The sequence below is a fragment of the Lamprobacter modestohalophilus genome (assembly GCF_016583905.1).
GTDB classification, from domain to species: Bacteria; Pseudomonadota; Gammaproteobacteria; order Chromatiales; family Chromatiaceae; genus Lamprobacter; species Lamprobacter modestohalophilus.
Map to the genome: position 1 here is coordinate 12,110 of NZ_NRRY01000025.1, position 21,208 is coordinate 33,317.

Annotated in this window: 18 protein-coding genes; 5 read left to right on the plus strand and 13 right to left on the minus strand. The window is 62.5% G+C overall.

The genetic code is table 11. From position 1 onward, the window contains the following. Window positions 1-80 precede the first annotated feature (80 nt). Genes CKO42_RS14840 through CKO42_RS14850 form a run of 3 tightly spaced genes read left to right on the plus strand, consistent with a single transcriptional unit; the run spans window position 81 to window position 3,267 of the window. Window positions 81-836, plus strand: a complete 756-nt coding sequence (locus tag CKO42_RS14840; protein ID WP_200245549.1) for an SEL1-like repeat protein — start codon at window positions 81-83, stop codon at window positions 834-836. Window positions 837-854: 18 nt separating this feature from the next. After that, window positions 855-1,778, plus strand: a complete 924-nt coding sequence (locus CKO42_RS14845) for an outer membrane lipoprotein-sorting protein (protein ID WP_200245551.1) — start codon at window positions 855-857, stop codon at window positions 1,776-1,778. 55 nt (window positions 1,779-1,833) lie between these two features. Beyond that, complete coding sequence (locus tag CKO42_RS14850) at window positions 1,834-3,267, plus strand: hypothetical protein (protein ID WP_200245552.1); 1,434 nt, start codon at window positions 1,834-1,836, stop codon at window positions 3,265-3,267. A 64-nt stretch (window positions 3,268-3,331) separates the two neighbouring features. Here CKO42_RS14850 and lpdA read toward each other — a convergent pair whose 3' ends face one another. The 4 genes from lpdA to CKO42_RS14870 form a co-directional block, all read right to left on the minus strand. After that, a complete protein-coding gene (gene lpdA / locus CKO42_RS14855) occupies window positions 3,332-4,762 on the minus strand; it encodes a dihydrolipoyl dehydrogenase (RefSeq protein WP_200245555.1) in 1,431 nt (476 codons plus the stop codon). A gap of 61 nt (window positions 4,763-4,823) precedes the next feature. Further along, complete coding sequence (aceF, locus tag CKO42_RS14860; RefSeq protein ID WP_200245557.1) at window positions 4,824-6,617, minus strand: dihydrolipoyllysine-residue acetyltransferase; 1,794 nt, start codon at window positions 6,615-6,617, stop codon at window positions 4,824-4,826. A gap of 136 nt (window positions 6,618-6,753) precedes the next feature. After that, window positions 6,754-9,465, minus strand: a complete 2,712-nt coding sequence (aceE, locus tag CKO42_RS14865; protein ID WP_200245560.1) for a pyruvate dehydrogenase (acetyl-transferring), homodimeric type — start codon at window positions 9,463-9,465, stop codon at window positions 6,754-6,756. 293 nt (window positions 9,466-9,758) lie between these two features. Beyond that, the gene (locus CKO42_RS14870; protein ID WP_242479409.1) at window positions 9,759-11,045 is read right to left on the minus strand and encodes a RuBisCO large subunit C-terminal-like domain-containing protein; all 1,287 of its coding nucleotides are present in this window, start codon (window positions 11,043-11,045) and stop codon (window positions 9,759-9,761) included. A 161-nt stretch (window positions 11,046-11,206) separates the two neighbouring features. On the opposite strand from CKO42_RS14870, the gene CKO42_RS14875 reads away from it, so the two are divergent. Both CKO42_RS14875 and CKO42_RS14880 read left to right on the plus strand, forming a co-directional pair. Next, window positions 11,207-11,530, plus strand: a complete 324-nt coding sequence (locus tag CKO42_RS14875) for a helix-turn-helix domain-containing protein (RefSeq protein WP_200245562.1) — start codon at window positions 11,207-11,209, stop codon at window positions 11,528-11,530. A gap of 64 nt (window positions 11,531-11,594) precedes the next feature. Then, window positions 11,595-12,890 carry a type II toxin-antitoxin system HipA family toxin gene (locus tag CKO42_RS14880; protein WP_200245570.1) on the plus strand — a complete coding sequence of 432 codons (1,296 nt, stop codon included), beginning with the start codon at window positions 11,595-11,597 and terminating at the stop codon, window positions 12,888-12,890. A gap of 153 nt (window positions 12,891-13,043) precedes the next feature. On the opposite strand, the gene CKO42_RS14885 is transcribed toward CKO42_RS14880, so the two are convergent. The 9 genes from CKO42_RS14885 to CKO42_RS14925 all read right to left on the minus strand — a co-directional run bounded on the left by CKO42_RS14885 (window position 13,044) and on the right by CKO42_RS14925 (window position 21,048). After that, window positions 13,044-14,174, minus strand: a complete 1,131-nt coding sequence (locus CKO42_RS14885) for a transketolase family protein (RefSeq protein WP_242479410.1) — start codon at window positions 14,172-14,174, stop codon at window positions 13,044-13,046. After that, window positions 14,171-15,160 (minus strand): transketolase, encoded by a 990-nt coding sequence (locus CKO42_RS14890; RefSeq protein WP_242479411.1) that lies wholly within the window; start codon window positions 15,158-15,160, stop codon window positions 14,171-14,173. The genes CKO42_RS14885 and CKO42_RS14890 overlap by 4 nt, the downstream gene beginning before the upstream one ends. Before the next feature lie 74 nt (window positions 15,161-15,234). Further along, entirely contained in the window at window positions 15,235-16,014 is a 780-nt protein-coding gene (locus CKO42_RS14895) for a YciK family oxidoreductase (protein ID WP_338034926.1), read from the minus strand. A gap of 179 nt (window positions 16,015-16,193) precedes the next feature. Further along, window positions 16,194-16,328, minus strand: a complete 135-nt coding sequence (gene cydX / locus CKO42_RS14900; protein WP_200245583.1) for a cytochrome bd-I oxidase subunit CydX — start codon at window positions 16,326-16,328, stop codon at window positions 16,194-16,196. Window positions 16,329-16,513: 185 nt separating this feature from the next. Next, window positions 16,514-17,656 carry a cytochrome d ubiquinol oxidase subunit II gene (gene cydB, locus CKO42_RS14905; protein WP_207148741.1) on the minus strand — a complete coding sequence of 381 codons (1,143 nt, stop codon included), beginning with the start codon at window positions 17,654-17,656 and terminating at the stop codon, window positions 16,514-16,516. Beyond that, window positions 17,653-19,305 carry a cytochrome ubiquinol oxidase subunit I gene (locus tag CKO42_RS14910; protein ID WP_200245585.1) on the minus strand — a complete coding sequence of 551 codons (1,653 nt, stop codon included), beginning with the start codon at window positions 19,303-19,305 and terminating at the stop codon, window positions 17,653-17,655. The genes cydB and CKO42_RS14910 overlap by 4 nt, the downstream gene beginning before the upstream one ends. A gap of 32 nt (window positions 19,306-19,337) precedes the next feature. Beyond that, window positions 19,338-19,685: a NifB/NifX family molybdenum-iron cluster-binding protein gene (locus CKO42_RS14915; RefSeq protein WP_200245587.1), complete on the minus strand. Its 348-nt coding sequence runs from the start codon at window positions 19,683-19,685 to the stop codon at window positions 19,338-19,340. Between the two features lie 34 nt (window positions 19,686-19,719). Next, window positions 19,720-20,133 carry a DUF6858 family protein gene (locus CKO42_RS14920; RefSeq protein ID WP_200245589.1) on the minus strand — a complete coding sequence of 138 codons (414 nt, stop codon included), beginning with the start codon at window positions 20,131-20,133 and terminating at the stop codon, window positions 19,720-19,722. A gap of 207 nt (window positions 20,134-20,340) precedes the next feature. Next, entirely contained in the window at window positions 20,341-21,048 is a 708-nt protein-coding gene (locus tag CKO42_RS14925) for a Crp/Fnr family transcriptional regulator (RefSeq protein ID WP_200245591.1), read from the minus strand. Window positions 21,049-21,208 lie beyond the last annotated feature (160 nt).

Genomic DNA, 21,208 nt, shown 5'->3' on the forward strand with positions numbered 1-21,208 from the left:
GTCCACAGTGTGGCACCGACAATGTCAGAAAATCGAGGCTGGAGCGGCGTGATACAGCGGGTTCGGTAGGCGGCCTGCGAGTGACGCGGCGGTTTCGATGTTGCGAGTGTGGTCATCTCTTTGTCGCGCAAGATGCGTTCTTGATCCGGCTTGGGCTACTCAGTGCGTTGGGTATCGTCTCCGTGGTCGCGGCGCTGTCTTGGGGCTACTCGCGTCAGCCCTGGGTGACGCCGGTTTCGGATTCGGTCGAGTCGGTGAGCCGGATCGTGCGTTCTGGTCCTGGGGTAGGGGCGGAAGACCTCGGTCTTGATCCGGCAGCAGCGCATCAAGGGTTTGAGCAGGCGGCGTTGGCGGGTGATCCCGAGGCGCAATATCAGGTTGGTGTGCGTCTGGTGAAACGGGCTTGGCAGCAAGACCAGCAGTTTAAGCTCGTGGATGGGATCAATTGGGTACGCAAGGCGGCCGACGCTGGCCATCATCAAGCGCAGGCGTTCCTCGGCCGGTCTTATGAGAAGGGGCGCGGCGTGATTCAGGATCATGCCCAGGCGTATCAGTGGTATCAGCGTTCCTCGTTCGCAGGAAATCCCATGGCGATGCTGCTGCTGGGAAAGCTCTTGGCGGATGGTCGTGGCGTTGAGGTCGATGTCATTCAGGCCTATCAGTGGCTGAATCTTGCGGCGGCACGCGGGCTGTATGATGCTGAGCGAGAGCGGGAGCGGCTTCAGATCAGGATGTCGGTCGAGGACTTGGTCGCCGCTCAGGATGCCTCGCGGCATTTTGACCAGAACATACCGCGATTGTCAGTTGAGTTTGACGACTGGCCGCCCGGTTTTTGACAAGACCTCTGATCGCTGATGTCTGTTAGGCTCGTCAGCCTGGTGCTGCTTGAGTTGGAGGATCTTCCCGTGTTTGCTGCCCCTGCTTTGCCTGCCTACGCTTTGCCTGCTTACGCTTTGCTTGCCTACAACAAGCCGCGCTTGTTGATTCCATGGCTGCTTTTTGCCGTTGTGCTGGTGCTGTTGCCTTGCGCGCTGAGCGCTGATGAAGCGCGTGGTCGTGATCTGGCTGAACGGGTCTATAACCGTCCGGATGGCGATGATGTCACGACCCGCGGCAGTATGGTGCTGACAGAGCGGGGTGGCTCACCGCGCACGCGTAGTCTGATTATTTATCGGCAGGAGTCGGGGAGCGGAGCGGTGTCGACGTTGATTCGCTTCACTGATCCACCTGACATTGCGGATACGGGGCTGCTGACCATCGACCCTGCGGCAGGCGATACCGAGCAATGGGTGTATCTGCCGGCGCTAAAACGCTCGCGGCGCATCTCAGCGGATCGCCAGGGTGGGCGTTTTGTTGGCTCGGACTTTTTCTACGAGGACTTGCGGGACCGCAAGGTGTCGATGGATCGCCACACTTGGCTGCGTTCCGAGCGCCTTGAGGGCGTGCAAACCGAGGTGCTCGAGAGTATTCCAATTAGCGCGAGTAACTCGGTCTACGGCAAGCGGGTGAGCTGGATTCATCCGACGGCGCTAGTGCCGTTGCAGATTGAATATTATGAGCCTGGAGCCCGCAAGCCGTTCAAGCGTCTGACTGTGGAGCGGTTGGAGCGCATTCAAGGTTACTGGACGGTGACCTCGAGTGTGATGACAGACCTGGAGCAAAACCACGAGACGCGGCTAACGAGTGCCGTGACTCGGTACGACCGGGGTCTGCCATCATCGCTGTTCTCGAAGCGTGCGCTGGAAGATCCAAGCCTCGAAGCGCGCTCTCGGCCCTGAGAGGTCTGCGGAAGTCATTGTTGGGGAACGCTGCATGTCGATGCTGAGGCCTCTCATGGCGCTGGTCGCTGGTGTGAGCATGGTGCTTGGGAGCTACGCCAGCGGGGCGCAGGACGGTGATGTCATCGTGCTGGGGCAGGGTGCGGATGCCGATCAGCTCCCGGCGGCGGCCGAGCCGCTGGCCGAGCCAACATCCGGCTCAAGCGCTGGCGCTGAGGCGTTGGGCTCTAGTGACTTCGAGATCGGGTTAGACCGGCTTTGGCTTGAAACCGCGGCCTTCACCCGCTCCAGCAGCGAGGCGGCTGGCACCCTGTACGCTCAAGGCCAGGTCTCAGCGCGGTGGAGACCGAGCGAGACTTGGGAGTGGCAGGCTGCGGGGCGACTAGATTCGACCTTGCAAACCGGTGCGCGTCACTCCGAGGGGACTCGACTCGACTATGGCGAGACCTTCGTCCGCTATCGGGATGACCGTCGCAGCATCACAGCGGGTGCTCAGACCGTGCTCTGGGGTCGGGTTGACGAAGTGGCGCCGACCGATCGGCTCTCGGTGCAGGACATCACGCGCTTTATCCTCGACGAATTGGGCGAGCGCCGCCGTGCGGTGCCGATGCTACGTTGGGAAGAATTCGGCGATAGCACCAAGCTGGACGTCATTCTGATTCCCGAATTTCGCGCCGCCGAGCTGCCGGAGCAGGAGAGCGTCTGGTATCCGGTCGATCAGGAGCGCGGGATGGTGCTGGGGATTCCGACCGGTCCGTTGCTCCAGGGGCTGCTCGCGGCTGGGAGTGTGGGGGATGATGCCCGACCCGGCGGTGCTGGCGGGGGTGTCCGCTTTAGTCAGACCTTGAGCGGTCTCGATTACGCCCTGACCCTGCAGCGGGTCCGGCATTCGCTGCCCTACTACGCGTTGGACCCGCAGGTTCGTGCGGCCTTGCTCGCCGGTGCCAGTCCGCAGCTAGCGGTCGCTCAGGGGCAGGGGCGTCCAACCTTTGAAGGCCAGCATCCTTACACCACAGTGGTTGGCGGTGACCTCGGTCTGGTGCTGGGGTCGGCCACCCTGCGCTTGGAGGCGGCTTGGCTGAGCGACGTGCCAGTGACCACGGAAGCGCTACAGATGGAGACCGTGAACGGCGTGGATTGGGTGGCTGGCATCGAACTCTACCCTGGTGATGCGGATACCCGTTTGAATCTCCAGCTGATGGGGCACCACCTGATGAATCCACCCAGGGTGTTGGACCAGGTGGATGTGATTTCCTTGAACGGGCAGCTTGAAACCGAATGGGGCCAAGGCCGCTGGCGCGCGCGTCTGAACATGGTCGCCGACCTGAATCACGACAACCTCTATCTCAATCCGGAGGTTGTTTGGACTGGCATCCGTTCATTGGAGATCTACGCTGGACTGCACTATTTCGCGGGCGAGAATGGCACCTTTGGCGACTATTTCTCTGATAACACGAATGTCGCCCTTGGCTGGCGGATGAGCTTTTAGGCGATTGCCGTAAAAGCGCCTACCAGGTTGCGAAGAGCCCCCTAAGCCTCAGCGATCGCTCTGATTAACGCCGCTTTGGCGGGATGAGATCGGTGATGCTGCCATGGGCCATCTCGGCGGCGAGGCCAATGGTCTCGTTCAAGGTCGGATGCGGGTGGATGGTCATGCCGAGGTCTTCCATGTCGGCGCCCATCTCGAGTGCGAGCACGGTCTCGCCGATCAGTTCGCCGGCGTTGGGGCCGACGATGCCGGCGCCGAGGATGCGCTTGGTCTCGGGGTCGAACAGCAGCTTGGTCAGCCCCTCGTCGCGATGGATGCCGAGCGCGCGGCCACTGGCGGCCCAGGGGAAGACACCTTTTTCGACCTCGATGCCCTTGGCTGCGGCCTCGGTCTCGGTGAGGCCCATCCAGGCCACCTCGGGGTCGGTGTAGGCGACCGACGGGATGGTCATGGGGTCGAACAGCGCTGGTTCGCCGGCAATGACCTCGGCGGCGACCTTGCCTTCGTGGGTGGCCTTGTGCGCGAGCATCGGCCCACCGACAACGTCGCCGATGGCGAAGATGGTTGGGATATTGGTGCGCATGTGCTGGTCGGTCTTGATGAAGCCGTGCTCGTCGACCTTGACGCCGGCGGCCTCGGCATTGATGAGCTTACCGTTGGGGCGGCGGCCGATGGCGACCAGCACCTTGTCGTAGCTGGCCTCGCCGGGGTGCTTGCCTTCAAACACGACGTCGATGCCCTTGGAGCTGGCGCTCATGGTCGCGACCTTGGTCTCGAGCCAGATGTTCTGATACCGCTTTTTGACCACCTTCTGGAGCGCGCGCACCAGATCCTTGTCAGCGCCTGGCATGAGCTGGTCTTTCATCTCGACGACGTCGATCTTGGCGCCGAGCGCGGCATAGACGCTGGCCATCTCGAGGCCGATGATGCCGCCGCCGACCACCAGCATGCGCTCTGGGATGCCGTCGATCTCGAGTGCATCGGTGGAGTCCATCACGCGCGGGTCATCGTGCGGGAAGCCGGGGATGCGGATCGGAGTCGAGCCGACGGCGATGATGCACTGGTCGAAGCTGATCGCGATCTTGCCTTCGCGGCTGTCGACGCTGATGCGGTTGGGTGTCTCGAAGCGGCCGGTGCCTTGCACGACTTCGACCTGGCGTTGCTTGGCCATGCCGCTGAGGCCGCTGGTGAGCTTCTTGACCACCTTGTTCTTGCCTACGCGCATCTTGTCGAGATCGATCTCGGGCGGGGCGAAGGTGACGCCCATCGCGCCCATGGTCTTGGCCTCTTCGATGATCTGCGCGGTGTGCAGCAGCGCCTTCGAGGGGATGCAGCCGACATTGAGGCAGACGCCGCCGAGGCTGGGGTAGCGCTCGATCAGCAGCGTACGCAGGCCGAGGTCGGCAGCGCGAAAGGCGGCGGTATAGCCACCGGGTCCGCCGCCGAGGACGACGACTTGGGCGCTGAGTTCTTTATTCGGAGCGGTGTCGCTCATGAAGTCTCTCGTTCAGGTGTTTGTTGAGTTGCCTCGCCCGGTCCGCGTAGCAGTGGACACTCTACAATAGTAGCCGGCGGATATCGGCAAGCAGGTTGGCGAGCAAGGTGGTGAAGCGCACACCATCAGCGCCATCGACGACACGATGATCATAGGACAGCGACAGCGGCAACATGAGCCGTGGCTCGAAGCTGTTGCTGTCAGCATTCCAGACCGGTTTCATCTCAGTGCGTGAGACACCGAGGATGGCGACCTCGGGGGCGTTGACAATGGGTGTGAACGCAGTGCCGCCGATGCCGCCGAGACTGGAGATGCTGAACACGCCACCTTGCATATCGCCCGGTAGCAGCTTGCCATCACGTGCCTTGGTGCTGAGCGTCATCAGCTCGCGGGCGATCTCGAACAGGCCCTTCTTGTCGACATCGCGGATCACCGGCACCACCAGCCCGTTCGGTGTGTCGACGGCGACGCCGAGGTGGGTGTAGTGCTTGAGGATCAGGTTGTCGCCGTCGGCCGAGAGCGAGGCCTTGAGCGTCGGCATCTGCGCCAGCGCGCCGGCGACGGACTTCATCAGGAAGGGCATGAAGGTGAGCTTGACACCGGCTTGCTCGGCGGTCTGCTTCTGGCCCTTGCGGAAGGCCTCGAGCTCGGTGATGTCGGCCTCGTCGAACTGAGTGACATGCGGCACCGAGAGCCAGGCGCGGTGCAGATGGGTGCCGCTGAGCTTCTTGATGCGCGACAGCGGCTGCGTCTCGGTCTGGCCGAACTTGCTGAAATCGACCTCGGACGCGGCCGGGAGCTGGAATGGCATGCCGCCGGCTGCGGCAGGCGGGCCGCCGGCTGAGAGTGTCTTTTTGACGTAGGCCTGAACGTCGTCCTTGAGGATGCGCCCCTTACGCCCACTACCCTTGACCTGTGCCAGGTCGACGCCGAGCTCGCGCGCGAAGCGGCGGATCGCGGGGCTAGCATGCGGGGTGCGGCCACTGGCGATGGCCTGCATATCCGCGGGGCGTGGCAGGATCGGTGCCTTGCGGCGCTCGGCCTCACCGGGCGCGCGGCTCGTGGATCGAGCCTGTTGAGCCTGGGTGCTTTCAGAGGCGCTGGTTGCTTCGGGTTGGGCTTGGGCGACTTCGGGCTTTGCGGTGGCCGCGGGTGCTTGCGCAATCTCGGCTTCTTCGGCTGCGGGTGCGTCTGATCCATCCCCAACGCTAGCCTGAGCCGCTCCCTTCAGCGTCAGCAGCAGATCGCCCTGATTGACCTTGTCGCCGGTCTTGATGTGCACCGCCTCGACGGTTCCGGCGGTCGGCGAGGGGATCTCCATGGTCGCCTTCTCGCTCTCGAGGGTGACGATGGATTGATCGACCTCGACCTGGTCACCAATGCCGACCAAGACCTCGATCACCGGGATGTCGGTGAAGTCGCCGATGTCTGGCATCGGCACCTCGATCTGCTCAGTGGAGGCGGCGTTGGTTGCTGCCGCAGCCTGCTTATTTCCGGTTTTCGCTGATGCCGTCGAGGCGGGTTTGTTCGCGGTTGATGCAGTTTCATCGGCGCCGCTTGCCGTTCCCCCAGCGCGGCTGGTTTCTGGCTCAGCGGCCGCTTTGCCGCCGTCAGCACTGGTATCAACCCGCAGCAGCAGATGACCTAGCCCAACCCGCTCGCCGACCTTGACGTTGATCTCGGTGACCTCGCCACCTAGGGGCGACGGGATCTCCATGGATGCCTTGTCGCTCTCTAGGGTCAACAGCGACTGTTCGGGCTCGATGCGATCGCCAGGGGCGACCAGGATCTCGATGATCTCGACATCGGCGAACTCTCCGATATCGGGAAGCAGAATGTCTTCTACCGTTGCCACGCTGCTGTCTCCTGTGACCAGTGAGGGGCCAGATGGGGATGCGCGATCTGGAAGGGCCAGTGGGTGCTCAGGAGCCTTGGCATCCGCAAGCGATGGCTTAGTCCCGCTGGCTTTATTGGAAAACGCTGCGGAACGCTCATTGGGTCACCGGGTTCGGCTTCTCTGGATCGATTCGATACTTTTCAATGGCCTCGCGTACGCGCGACGCCGGGATGCTGCCCTCGTCGGCCAGCGCTTTGAGTGCGGCGATCACCACATACCAGCGATTGACCTCGAAGAATTTGCGCAGTTGGCTGCGCATGTCGCTGCGGCCGAAGCCATCGGTGCCGAGCACGCTGTAGTGGCGCGGCAGATAGGGCCGAATCTGATCAGCATAAGCGCGCATGTAGTCGGTGGCGGCGACGATTGGGCCTTCGCTGTCGGCGAGCTGCTCGGTCACATAGGGACTGCGGGGTGGTTCTTCCGGGTGCAGCAGGTTCCAGCGCTCGACATCGATGCCCTCGCGGCGCAGCTCATTGAAGCTGGTGACGCTCCAGACATCGGCGGTAACCTCGAAGTCTTTGGCGAGCAGTGCGGCGGCGGCTTGGACCTCGCGCAGGATGGTGCCGCTACCGAGCAGCTGCACGCGCGGTGCTGAGCCCTTGGCGCTCGCCTTCGTCTTCTTTTTCGTCGCCGGCGCCGCTTCCGTTGCTGCCGCCTCGGCCGGCGGCAGCCGGTAGATGCCGCGCCGGATGCCGTCCTCGACACCCTCGGGCATCGCCGGCTGCGGATAGTTTTCGTTCATCACCGTGATGTAGTAGAAGCAGTTCTGCTTTTCGGCATACATCCGGCGTAGACCGTCCTGCACGATCACGGCCAGCTCGTAGGCGAAGGCGGGGTCGTAGCTGACGCAGTTGGGGATGGTTGCTGCCGCCAGATGGCTGTGGCCGTCCTGGTGCTGTAGACCCTCGCCAGCCAGCGTGGTGCGTCCGGCGGTGCCGCCGAGCAGGAAGCCGCGCGCCTGCATGTCGCCGGCGGCCCAGATCAGGTCGCCGACGCGCTGGAAGCCGAACATCGAGTAGTAGATGTAGAACGGGATCATCGCCTGGCCATGGTTGGCGTAGGCGGTGGCGGCGGCGATCCAGGACGACATGGCGCCGGCTTCGTTGATGCCCTCTTGCAGGATCTGGCCGTTGGTCTCCTCGCGGTAGTACATCACCTGATCAGAGTCGACCGGCTCGTAGAGCTGGCCGACATGCGAGTAGATGCCGAGCTGGCGAAACATGCCTTCCATGCCGAAGGTGCGCGCCTCGTCCGGTACGATCGGCACCACGAGTTTGCCGATGGCCTTGTCGCGGAGGATCATCGTCATCAACCGGACCATGGCCATGGTGGTCGACATCTCGCGCTCGCCGCTGGATTCGAGCAGCTGGGAGAAGGCTGTTAGCTCGGGCACCGCGAGCGCCGGGGCGTCGTCGAAACGCGCCGGTAGCGGGCCGCCGAGGGCCTCGCGGCGCTCCTGCAGGTATTTCAGCTCGGGGCTGTCGGGCGCTGGCTTGTAGAAGGGCGCGGCACCGATCTGTTCGTCCGAGATCGGGATGTTGAAGCGGTCGCGGAAGGCCTTGAGATGGGTCTCGCCCATCTTTTTCTGCGAGTGGGTGATGTTCATGCCCTCACCGGCGACGCCCATGCCATAGCCTTTGACGGTCTTGGCCAGGATCACCGTGGGCTGGCCCTGATGGCTCATGGCTGCGGCGTAGGCATTGAAGACCTTGACCGGGTCATGGCCACCGCGGTTGAGGCGCCAGATGTCCTCGTCGGTCATGTTGGCGACCATGTCGGCGAGCTCAGGGTACTTGCCGAAGAAATGCTCGCGGGTGTAGGCGCCACCCTTGGCCTTGTAGGCTTGGTAGTCGCCGTCGACGCATTCTTCCATGCGCTTGAGTAGGAAGCCCTGGTTGTCGCGCGCCAGCAGTGGGTCCCAATAGCTGCCCCAGATGACCTTGATGACGTTCCAGCCGGCGCCGCGGAAGACGGCCTCGAGCTCCTGGATGATCTTGCCGTTGCCGCGCACTGGGCCGTCGAGGCGCTGTAGGTTACAGTTGACGACGAAGACCAGGTTGTCGAGTCGCTCGCGCGCGGCTAGGGAGATGGCGCCGAGGGATTCGGGCTCATCCATCTCGCCGTCGCCGAGGAAGGCCCAAACCTTGCGGCCCTCGGTGTTGAGGACGCCGCGGTCGCTCAGGTAGCGCATGAAGCGCGCCTGATAGATGGCCATGATCGGCCCGAGGCCCATCGACACGGTCGGGAACTGCCAGAAGCCGGGCATCAGCCAGGGATGCGGATAAGATGACAGCCCTGGGCCATCGACCTCTTGGCGGAAGTTGTAGAGCTGCTCTTCGCTGATGCGGCCTTCGAGGAAGGCGCGGGCATAGATGCCGGGGGCCGAGTGGCCTTGCATGAAGACCAGGTCGCCGCCGTGATCCTTACTGCGAGCGCGGAAGAAATGGTTGAGGCCGACGTCGTAGAGCGTGGCGCTGGAGGCGAAGGAGGAGATATGTCCGCCCAACTCCGAGGACAGTCGGTTGGCTTGGACCACCATTGCCATCGCGTTCCAGCGGATGAAGGAGCGGATGCGGCGTTCCATGGCGCGGTCGCCGGGGAAGCGTTCCTGCTTCTGCATCGGGATGGTGTTCAGGTAAGCGGTGTTGGCGCTGAAGGGTAGATAGGCGCCAGAGCGGCGGGCCTTATCGATCAGGCGCTCGAGCAGGTAGTGCGCGCGCTCGATCCCCTCGTTCTCGAGCACGGCATCCAGGGACTCGAGCCACTCTAGGGTCTCCTGGGGGTCGATATCGGGCTTATTGGGCATGGCGTTTCCTTGAGAGCGAGGGCGCAACGCGGCGGCGAGCGGTCGAAAGTCTTCAAAGCTACCCGAGCCTCAGTGAATTGGCAAATACTGATTATTTCATTGGGGTCGATGGGGTCAGGTTGACAAAGCCTGTTCAAACAAAAAGCCGCGGATTGACGGGGGCTTGCGCTTAGGCCGCCGGATGCCGCTGCGCCCAGCGAAGGCTAAGCGTGGTCGGTTGATCCATGACGGGGCCTGTCGCCGAGCGAGCAGTTTGGTCGCCGGACTCAGCGCAGCTGTCGGTCTTCGGTTTTTCAATCATTTGACGTTTGCTCAGAGGCCTGTCTGACGAGCCGCAGAAAGGCCTGGCAGCGCGCTGTGAGATCCTCGCCTGCATGCAGATCACCACCGATCAGTAGCATGCTGTCGCGTCCATAGAAGGTCACCAGCTCAGGCACCTGCTCGAGGCGCATGCCGCCGGCGGGCACTGGCCAGATCGGCGCGAGCCCAGCTAGCGGTGCTCTGGCGGCGGTCGTGATCTCTTGGCACTCAGCGGCGGTGAACGCGAAGCGCCCGCCAAAGCTTGGGAAGATGGTCGCGTCGGCACCAGCGAGGCGGGTGAGGGTGCCGAACAGCAGGCCGTGGGCTAGGCCCTGGCTCGGCCCCAGGCTAAGGCCGCCGAGCAGTGCCGGATGACTCAGTATCGGCAGCGCGATCTGATCGTCCGCGGCGAGTCGTCGCAGGCTGTCGAGCCCGGTCAGACCGGGACAGAGCAGCAGGCCACCGGCGCCCTGCTCGCGAGCCCGCTCGGCGCGAGCGTTGAGTTCGTCAGCGGGCGCGGTGATGTTCGGCAGATAGAGACTGGTGCGACCCGTCTGCTGATTGGCACGGGCAATCGCCTCGGCGCAGCGGGTGATCCGCTCGTCGAAGGGGCAGAAGGTCTGATCGCTCAAGCCGTGGTCGTCCTTGATCAAATCGATGCCGCCCAGGGCGAGGCGATAGGCCATGTCGGCCAGCTCGGTCGGGCTGAGCCCCATGGGCTTCAGCGCGGTGCAGAGCAGTGGCCGATCGGTGATGCCAAGCTGTTGGCGCAGCCCGGCGATACCGAAGCGCGGTCCTGTGTAGTGCTGCAGCAGCGCGGGCGGGAGATCGATGCGCTGCAGTCGCACCCCAGGCTGCAGCGCGACGTTGCCGAAGAGGACATTGAGCAGCTGGGTGAGCTCGCGTCCAGCGGCCTCGATCGGGTAGCGGATGCTGACCTCGAAGCTGCTTGGGTTTTCATCGCTGGCGTCGGGGTCGAAGCTGTCGCTCCAGCTCGAGCTGGAAATGGAATCAGTGCCGTGGCTAGTGCTGGAGCTTGGACTGAAGCCAGTGCCTTGGCTGGTGCTGGAGCCCATGCTGGAGCAGGGCTTAATCTCAGCAATCACGCCGACGATCTGCGCGCGAATCGCCTCATTTGGGATCAGCGCCTCTGGGAACTCGACTGTCTGCTCAAGGCAGATCGAGCGGGCGCGTACCTCGACCTCCGCCGCTGTGCCGCTGAGGCGATAGACCGCGGTGAAGCGCTCGCCGCTGAGGGAGAGTGTTGAACTGGGTGTCATCGGGGCTTTTTGGTGTGCTGGTGTTTTAAGTGCTCTCAAGAGGGCGCTTATAGTCGTTAAGGGCTTCCATTGGAGCGATTGTTGATTTTGACTCGGATTTTTCTATAATCGTTCTCAGAAGAGTTCTAAAGTTAATCATCAGTCCTGCTGGGAATGTTTAGATGGAATCACCGATCCCCCTGCCGGTTGAGCGTGCGATTCGCAAGTTGGGCGCTGATCTCTCCCTTGCCCGTCGGCGGCGCCACATCACCCAGGCGTCGCTCGCGGAGCGGATGGGCGCCTCTCTGTCCACGGTCCGGCGCATGGAGAAAGGCGATGTCCGGGTGCCTATCCACTTCTTTGCGCGCGCTCTGCATGTCTTTGGCGACATTCAGGCGCTGGAGCAGCTACTTGATACCGCGAATGATGATATTGGTCTGACGCTGATGGATGAGCAACTGCCCAAGCGTGTGCGCAACAAGCGCAACACTCCTGAGGCCTTATAGCGCAGGCCTTATGGCGCAGGCCTTATAGCGCAACACCCTGAGGCCCTATGATGACGGAGAGGTCATGAAGTCTGCGACAGCATCGGTCCGCCAACAAGTCGAGCTCCGCATCGGCAAGGCGGGAACGCGAGTCGGCCAACTGATCTATGTCCGCCAGGGGCGACGGGAAAACACCGCGCTGGCCTATGCCGAGTCATGGTTGTCCAACCCTGACCGATTCAACATCTCCGCCGATTTGCAATTGGGCCTGGGCTACCAGCCTCATAAAGCGGCCACCGCGCAGGATTCCGTCTTTCATGGGGCGATCGCTGACACGGCCCCGGACGCCTGGGGAAGACGGGTCATTGCCCGTGACCATGCCAAGCGCCGTAAAGAGCATCCACGCCTTGCTCCACTCACAGAGATGGACTACCTGCTGGCGGTCGATGATTTTAGCCGCGTCGGCGCCTTGCGCCTCTCTGATGGGGACGGATGTTACCTTCGAACAGTCGAAGAAGGACGTCGCAGCACACCGCCGCTGATCGAGCTGAGTCGGATCTTCCAGGCCAGCCAGGCGCTAGAGCGCGGTCAGGAAACCATCGCCGATTTGCGTTACCTGCAGGGCAAGGGGACATCGCTGGGTGGAATGCGGCCCAAATGTTCTGTGGTGGAGGAGGACGGCTGGCTGGCGATTGGCAAGTTCCCAAGTGTCGGCGATCTGCGCAGTGTCACACGAGGGGAAGTGCTGGCTCTGAAGCTGGCTCGGCTTGCTGGCATTGAAGCAGCTCAGGCGCGTATCGTGCAGCTGGATAACATCCCCGTGGCCGTGATCCGTCGTTTCGACCGCAGCGAGAGCGACGCCCGGGTACCTTACCAGTCGGCGGCAACGCTGCTGCAGGCCTCCCGCGCAGAGGAACGCAGCTACACGGAAATCGCTGATGCGATTCGTCGTTACGGCTATGCCCCGACCCAGGACTTACAGCAGCTCTGGCGCCGGCTGGTTCTCAATCTCTTGATCACCAATGTGGATGATCATTTGCAAAATCATGGCTTCCTGCACCTTGGGAAAGGCCTCTGGCAGCTGGCGCCTGCGTTCGATATTAATCCTTTTCCGGACAAGGAGCTGGAATCAAAGACCTGGCTGTCTGAGGAGGATGGGCCGATCACGGATGTGGCCATGTTGCTAGGAAGGGCCGAATATTTTGCGCTGAACCAGCAGCAAGCGTTGGCGGCTCTGGCCGAGGTGTATGCGGCAGTCTCGAACTGGCGCCAGATTGCACTCAGCTCGGAGGTGGGACTGCAACCAGCGGAGCTGGGCGACTTCGCACCAGCCTTTGAGCATGATCAGACAGAGGCAGCTGCGGTGTTGCTCAGACAATAGGCAAAGTCAAGCAAAGATTGTCTTCCAGTGCCAGATCAACCAACAGAGACGAGCATGGCGTCACAAGCGCGCAATATCAAAGCTTGAGTTTGATAATGCAAGGTTACTCGGCGACTGGGCCTTCGATGATCACTGCCAGCTAGAGATCCACGATCAGAGATCCTCGGTCTTATCCGCCTTGGCGAGGGTTTCGCCCTGAGCCTCGGTGCGAATGTTGGCTGCGATCTTGGCTAAGGCGATGTCGTCGATTTGCAGTGATTCGCCGATCAAGGTCTCAGCGGCTCGGATCAGCGCTGCTGCATCGAGCCCGTATTCGCGCATCAGGTAGGGCTTGCTGGCGCCGTGGGCATAGGTGTCGCGTAGGCCGAGTCGGATCAGCCGTTTGCCGATGCCTTGCTCGGCGAGCTGCTCGGCGATTGCGCTGCCGAGTCCGCCGATGATGCTGTGGTTTTCGATCGAGATCGCGCCATGGCGGGCCTTGGCGATCTGCTCGAGCAGCTGCGGGTCATCGAATGGCTTGAGGGTCGAGACGTGCAGATGGCTGACCGAGACGCCCCGGCTGCGCAGGGCGGCGACGGCGTTGATGGCCTCTTCGGTGCAGATGCCGGCGCTGATGATGGCGAGATCGGTGCCTTGCCCAAGATGCCTTGCCTGGCCAAGTCGCAACGGCTGATCGGCTGGGAACAGGCGGGGCACTTCGCCGCGCAACTGGCGCACATAGACCGGGCCGTCGATGGTCTGCGCGACCGCGAGCACGGATTCCACCTCGGTCGCGTCGCCGGCCTCGAGGATGGTCATGTTCGGCACCGCGCGCAGTAGGGCGATGTCGTCGATGGCCTGATGAGTGACGCCGCCGGGGGTGGTGATACCGGGTAGGAAGCCGATCATGCGCACCGGTAAGTTCGGATAGGCGATGCTCATCGCCAACTGATCGAAGGGGCGGCGGGTGATGAAGACCGAGAAGGTATGGATATAAGGAAAGAAGCCCTCGCGCGCGAGTCCGGCGGCGAAGCCCAGCATGTTCTGCTCGGCCATGCCGAAGGAGAAGAACCGCTCCGGGTATTGGTCACGGAAGCCATCGGCCTCGCAGGAGGCAGTGAGATCGGCGCCGAGCACCAGCAGGTCCGGGTGTTCGGCAGCGAAGCGGATCAGGTTCGAGCGATGGGGGCGGGTGACCAGCTCGATCATATGGTGGTCCTGGCGGAAGGCCTGCAGCATGGACTGACGAGGCGCGCGCCCCGACTCGACTTGTCGCTCTTCGGTTGGCTGCGATCTGGCTTTCATTGGCTGCTACTGTCTTGCCAGTGCTCGAGCAGATCCTCATAGGCATCTTGCTCGGCAGGGGTCTTGAAACGCAGATAGTGCAGCTTCGGTGCGCGCTCGCGCAGCAGCTCAATGCCGCGGCAAGGGTCGGTGCGGGCAATGACGACCAGTGGCCGATCGGTTGGCGCCGGCTCGGCTTGGTGCTGGGGCGTTGGTGCCGTTGCTGTCACGGCTCTCGGCGTTGCACCTGTGCCCGCGCCTGATCCTGATAAGCGCGCCAGCGCCGGCGCAGCCAATGCCTCACTGTCGTGGCCATCGACCTCATGCACCTCGGCGCCAAACGCACGCAGGCGATCGGCAAGGGGCTCGATGGTCATCACATCGGTCATGGGACCATCGCATTGCTGGGCATTGGCATCGATGTAGACACCGAGATTGCCGATGCGGTGATGGGCGAGCGCGGCGAAGGCCTCCCAGGTCTGGCCCTCTTGGAACTCGCCATCGGACATGAACACCCAGACCCGTCCGGTCTCGCCGCGCAGCCGGCGCGCGAGCGCAATGCCACCGGCCTGGCTCAGGGCCTGGCCGAGTGAGCCTGCGGTAAGCTCATGGCCAGGGGAATGTTCGGCACCGATCAGCTCGACCGTGCTGCCGTCGGTGTTGAAGGCCTCTAACGCATCTGGGCCGAGTCGGCCAAGCTCGATCAGCAGCGCGTACAAGACCAGTGCGTAATGCACCGGCGAGAAGATGAAGCGGTCCAGCTCGGACGCGCGCGGGCCGTTGTAGCCGGCGCCGGTGAAGGCGTTGGGATTATCACGACTGGGCACGCCAGCAAAGGCGCGAGGGATCAACGGGGCGATGCTGGGGCCGAGCCGCATGACCCGCAGGTAGAGGGTCGCGAGGATCTCAGCGGACGAGCAGGCCTGGCTTAGATAGCCGCCATTGTTGCGCAGGGTATGCTCGAGCACGCGACGGCGAATGCCTGCAGCGACTGCTTCAACCGTCAATGGCGACGGCGACGGCGACGGCGACGGCGGCTGAGCAGACGTTGCCTGCTGTCCAGTTTGCAATGGTTGCGCGTTCATTCTGCGGCTGCGCCGGCTGGCGCAGATTGTGCGCTGAATGCCTGGCCCGTCACGCCGCGCGAATCGGGTCCGAGCAGGTAGAGGTAGGCGTTGATGATCTGCTCAGGGGGCGCCAGCGTGTTCGGATCTTCGGCTGGGTAGAGCTGCCGCCGCTGCGCGGTGCGGACCGCGCCGGGATCGATGCTATTGACGCGGATGCGACTGCTATTCTCGGTCTCTTCAGCGAGCGTCTGCATCAGTGCCTCGATGCCGGACATCGCCGCGGCGAAGGCGCCCCAGTAGGCGAGCGCACGGCGACCGACGCGATCGGATTGGAACAGCACCGAGGCGGCTTCCGCGGCGCGCAACAGCGGCAAGCAGGCCTGGGTGAGCAGGAAGGGCGCGGTCAGATTGATGCGCAGCACCTTGTTCCACTGCTCGGCGTCGTAGTCATCGATGCGGCTCAGGAAGGGGATGTACTGGGCCGTGTGTACCAGCCCGTCGAGCCGGCCGAACTCATCACCAAGCGTGGTCGCGATGCCGAGCATCAGTGGCTCGTCGGCCTTGTCGAGGTCGAGTGGCAGGCTGGCAGGCTCGGGCGAGCCCTCGGCGGTGATCGCGTCGTAGACCGACTCGAGCGCCTTCTGGCGAAAGCCGCTGAGGATCACGGTGGCGCCGTAGCGCGCCGCGGCGAGCGCCAATGCCTTGCCGATGCCTTCGGCGGCGCCGGTGATGAGGATCACGCGATCCTCGAGCAGGTTAGGGCGGGGTTGGTAGTCCTGCAGGTTAGGCTTCACGGCGATGCATCTGTTTTTCGACAATCAAAAGCATATCTCCAAGGACGCTCTCGGCAGCGCTGGTCATGACCTACAGCGCCAGCGCTGATGAGCAAGATAGCGATGGCTTGAGGCTAGCGCTTGATCAGCAAGGCCAGTCAGCGCGGGCGTTTAGGGTCGCGTACAGGCGCTGATGGGGGTTAAGCCGATAGATCGTCCTCTTGGGGGTCGTCTTCGGCGCCACCTAAACACTGCGACGACTCGTACCACAAGACATTGATGATGCCAAAGGCGACGGCGAGTAACACGCCGAGAATCCAGGTGAAGTACCACATGCGTTGCTGCTCCGAATCGGGATGGACCGCGCCAGCCAGTGGCTGGCGCTTGGGTGGTTGCTGATCAGGGGACTGCCTCGGCGACTAAGAAGCTGTCTGGAAATGCTGCGTTGGCTGGCCTAGAAGTCTCTCAAGCACGGAACTTTGCCGCTGCGATTGGGATTTCAGGCAGCCTCTAAGGCTGCCTAATAGGCCAGCTTGTCCTGGGCGCGAATCTCCTCAACCGTGATCCGACGCCACATCTTGACATAGGTCCAAGTCGTGTAGATGAGGATGATCGGGATGAAGATGACCGCGGCCCAAAACATCACCGTCAGCGTGAGATGACTGGATGTGGAATCCCAGGCGATCAGGCTGCTGTTCGGGTTGCTGCTCGAGGGCATGATGAACGGGAACATGGCGGCGCCAGCGGTCATGATGATGCCGGTGATACCGAGCCCGCTCATGATCAGCCCGAGCCCGGCCCGATCGCGCATCGACAGCGAGATGGCAAGTCCGAGTCCAGCAAAGCCGAGGGCCGGGAACAGGAGGGTCCAGGGATACTGCCGGTAATTGGTTAGCCAGCCGTAAGGGTCAACAATGACCTCCTTGGTCAGTGGGTTTGGTGTCGCATCTAGCGGCGGCATGCTCACTACCTTGAAGCCATCGACGCCGAGCGTTAGCCAGATCCCGGCTAGTGCGAAGGCCGCTATCGTGGCCAGCCCGACAATCTTCGCCCAATGCTTGGCGCGAGATGCAATCGGCTCGGCGGTGCGCAACTGCAGCCAGATGGCGCCGTGCATGGTCAACATGCCAAGGCTGATGAGCCCAGCGAGCAGCGCAAAGGGGTTGAGCAGGCCGAAGAAGCTGCCGGTGTAGTAAGGCCGCAGCAGTTCATCCAAGTGGAAGGGCACGCCCTGCAACAGGTTGCCAAAAGCGATGCCGAACACCAGCGCCGGTACTGCACCGCCGATGAACAGCCCCCAGTCCCAGGCGTTGCGCCAGGCCTTGTTTTCGATCTTGCTGCGGTAATCGAAGCCAACTGGCCTGAAGAAGAGCGCGAACAAGGCCAGCAGCATGGCGAAGTAGAAGCCACTGAAGGCGGTTGCATAGACCAGCGGCCAGGCGGCGAAGATGGCGCCGCCCGCGGTGATCAGCCAGACCTGGTTGCCGTCCCAGTGCGGGCCGACGGTATTGATGATGACGCGGCGCTCGTCGTCACCCTTACCGAGGAAGGGCAGCAGGGTGCCCACGCCCATATCCATGCCGTCGGTGACGGCAAAGCCGATGAAGAGCACACCGACCAGCACCCACCAGATCAGTTTGAGGACTTCGTAGTCGATGATCATGCGCCATCTCCTAGGTGCCGATTAGCGGGTGCGCTTGCTGAGGGGGCGCCAGCGCCGCTCGGGTCAGTCTCGGTTGCCGTCGTGGGTGCCCGCTGTTTCTCGAGCTTCTCGAAGTGATACTTGCCGGTGTGCAGTGAGCTTGGCCCCTGACGACCAAACTTGAACATCAGGAACATCTCGATGATGAACAGCGCTGTATAGAAGATGATGAAGGCGCTGAGGCTGATGAGCAGATCATTCGCGGCCAGGCTGGAGGCTGCAACCGAGGTGGGTAACACCTCACCAATCGCCCAAGGCTGGCGACCAAACTCGGCCACGAACCAGCCGGTCTCGGCCGCGATCCAGGGCACCGGGATGCTGAAGAGGAAGGCGCGCAGCAGCCAGCGCTTGTCCTGCACCTGGCGCTTGGCGTTGTAGTAGAAGCCGAGCACGAACAGCAGCAGCATCCAGAAGCCGGCGGCAACCATGACGCGGAAGCTCCAGAACAAGGGGGCAACCTCCGGGATCGAGTCCTTGACCGCCATCTGGATCTGTTCTTCGGTGGCCTCGGCCGGGTTGTCGATGTAGGCCTTGAGCAGGAGTCCGTAACCGAGATCGTCCATGTGGTCCTTGAACATGGCGCGGTTGCCTTCGGTGTCCTGACCGTTACGAAGCCGCTGCAGGTATTCGTAGGCAATCATGCCGGAGCGGATACGGATCTCGTGGTCGACCATCAACTCCTTCAGCCCGGTGACCTCTTGATTGAGCGAGCGGGTCGCGATCAGCCCCATCAGCCAGGGGATCTTGATCGCGTCATGGGTCTCCTCGTCCTCATTGCTCGGCCGTCCGTAGGCGGTGAAGGCGGCTGGTGCAGGCTCGGTGTGCCATTCGGCCTCGATCGCGGCGAGCTTGACCTTCTGCACGTCGCCGACCTCGTAGCCGGACTCGTCGCCGAGCAGGATCACCGAGAGGATCGATGCGAGGCCGAAGCCCATCGCAACCGAGAACGAGCGCTTGGCGAAGGCGAGATCACGCCCTTTGAGCATGTAGTAGGCGCTGATGCCGGCGACGAACATGGCCGCCGTCACATAGCCAGCGGCAACGGTATGGACGAACTTGACCTGCGCGACCGGGTTGAACAGCACCTCGGTGAAGCTGACCATCTCCATGCGCATGGTCTCGAAGCTGAACTCGGAGCCGACCGGATGCTGCATCCAGCCGTTGGCGATCAAGATCCACATCGCCGAGAGGCTCGAGCCCACAGCGACCAGGAAGGTGACGGCCAGATGCTGGCGCTTGGTCAGGCGCTCCCAGCCGAGGAAGAACAGGCCGATGAAGGTCGATTCGAGGAAGAAGGCCATCAGGCCCTCGATGGCCAGCGGCGCGCCGAAGACGTCGCCGACATAGTGGGAGTAGTAGGCCCAGTTGGTGCCGAACTGGAACTCCATGGTCAGGCCCGTGGTGACCCCGAGGGCAAAGTTGATGCCGAACAACTTGCCCCAGAACTTGGTCATATCCTTATAGATCTGACGTCCTGTCATCACGTAGACACTTTCCATGATCACCAGCATCCAGCTGAGACCGAGGGTCAGCGGGACGAAGAGGAAGTGGTACATCGCGGTGATGGCAAATTGCCACCGCGATAGCTCGACCATTGCGCTATCTAGCATCGTTGGAATCCCGAGTGAGGGCTGGCTTGGAGTTAGTGCTCGTGAGGGGCGGCGGGCGGCAATGCCTGCCCGTTTGCGATGGCGCTCAGTGCCGCTGAGATATCAGTCTCGGAGGTGCTGATGACACTGATATCTTGGCGTGCCATGCGCTCGATGAAGAGATCTCCGGCGCCGCCGGTCAAAATATGGGTGAGCTGGCGCTGATAGAGCGGATGGTCGGGGCCGTGGTACTCGTGCAGCGAGAGCTCCTTTGGCAGATCGAGCCGTTCGACCTCGACCGGCTCGCTGCCCGGCTCGAGATCGTAGATCATGAAGCGGCGGCTCTTGCCGGCATGCCCGGTGATGGTCTTGAAGTTCTGGCTGCTGACGGCAATGCGCATGGGTTAGGTCTCTCGGTGAGGGCTCGGCTTGGGTCTATGCCTGCTGCGGCTCGGCGTCGTTCTGACGCAGCTCGAGCGCCCAGTCTTCCATCGCCGCGTTGGCGACTGGCATCGGTGTTTCCATGAAGCTAATGACAAACTGCTCGTCTAGCTCAGCGACGCCTATCGAGCGCGGCCGGAGCCCCAGGATCTCGGGGCTCGGAAGCGCCAGGCCGAAGCAAAACAGCACATTCTTCGCTGCGCGGATCTCGCTGGCCATGTGGCCGTCCGGCAGGGCGCAGGTATGCGCATAGTGGTCGAAGATCGAGATGAAATGCGCGCAGCGATGGGCTTCGATGCAGCCGCGAAAGTAGTCGCAGATCTCGTCGATGCTGTTGAATCGGGTCTCGTTGCGATCAAGCTTGAGCACAAAGAGCGGATAACGTTCGTTGAGCAGAGTTTGCTTCATAGTGCTGTGCGTCGCTTGGCCCGAATGGCCAGTCGGGGTTGTTCTTGCGCGTCGTCCGCGCAGCATAGTAGGCGTGACTCAACAGCGACATTGAAAGCTGTCATTGACCGCACAAGTCTCTGACCGCTTGGATGGAGGGAGGCCCGCGAGGAGCGGGTCCGAGTGACGGCTTCGGCGCCCCTCGGGAAGCGCTGTCCCTGTCATCACTTAATCCTCAGCGATACGCCTGAGGTTGGGGATGTCGAGCAGGAAGCGATTCGGGCGCGACTCAACGATCAGGCTTTCACGCTTGAAGCTCGCGATGGTGCGGCTGGCCGTTTCCGTGGTGATGCCGAGCATGGCGCCCATGTCTTCGCGGCCGAACAGCTGGCATTCGCTCGATTCGCGATCGCGCACCAAACGCAACAGTAAGCGCGCGACGCGCTGCCGAGCCGAGCCGGTGGAAAGCTCAGTGAGCCAGGCGTCGGCCTCGTTCAAGGCGCGTTGCCAGCGCTGCATCAGCTCTTCGTGCAGGCTAGGATTATCCTTACTCAGTGCCTTGACGACCCGCGTTGGAAAGCGACAGATCTCAGTCGGCGCGAGCGCAACAGCGTCGTGCTGATAGGCATTGCCAAGGAGTGCCTCGAGTCCGAGCACATCGGTCCCGCGCGCGATGCGGACGATGCGCTGGCTACCTTCTGGCAGATATTGCACCAGCTTTAGGGAGCCGCTGCGGACGGTGAACATGTAGTCCCCGATCTCGCCGGTTTGATACAGGGGGGTGCCCGGCTTCAGTTCAAACTGATCGATCGGGTCGTGGATGCGGTCGAAGTCCTGCTCGGCGAGTCCGGCGAACAGCACCGATGCTCGCAGCGAGCAATTCCGGCAGTCGGCCTCGCCGGCCCAAGCCTCACGGAGTGTCACGGATCTGACCATGCCTCTAAGTCTATTATCAGCGCTGTCAATGACGGTTAACGGACGAGTGTACAGGAATTTTGCGCTGCATAATCGGCCTAGCGAAGAAGTACCCGATCAACAGCCTCGCAGTATGATGCAGGGAATCGATGTTTGATCCTAGTCTTGCTGAGGCTGATTG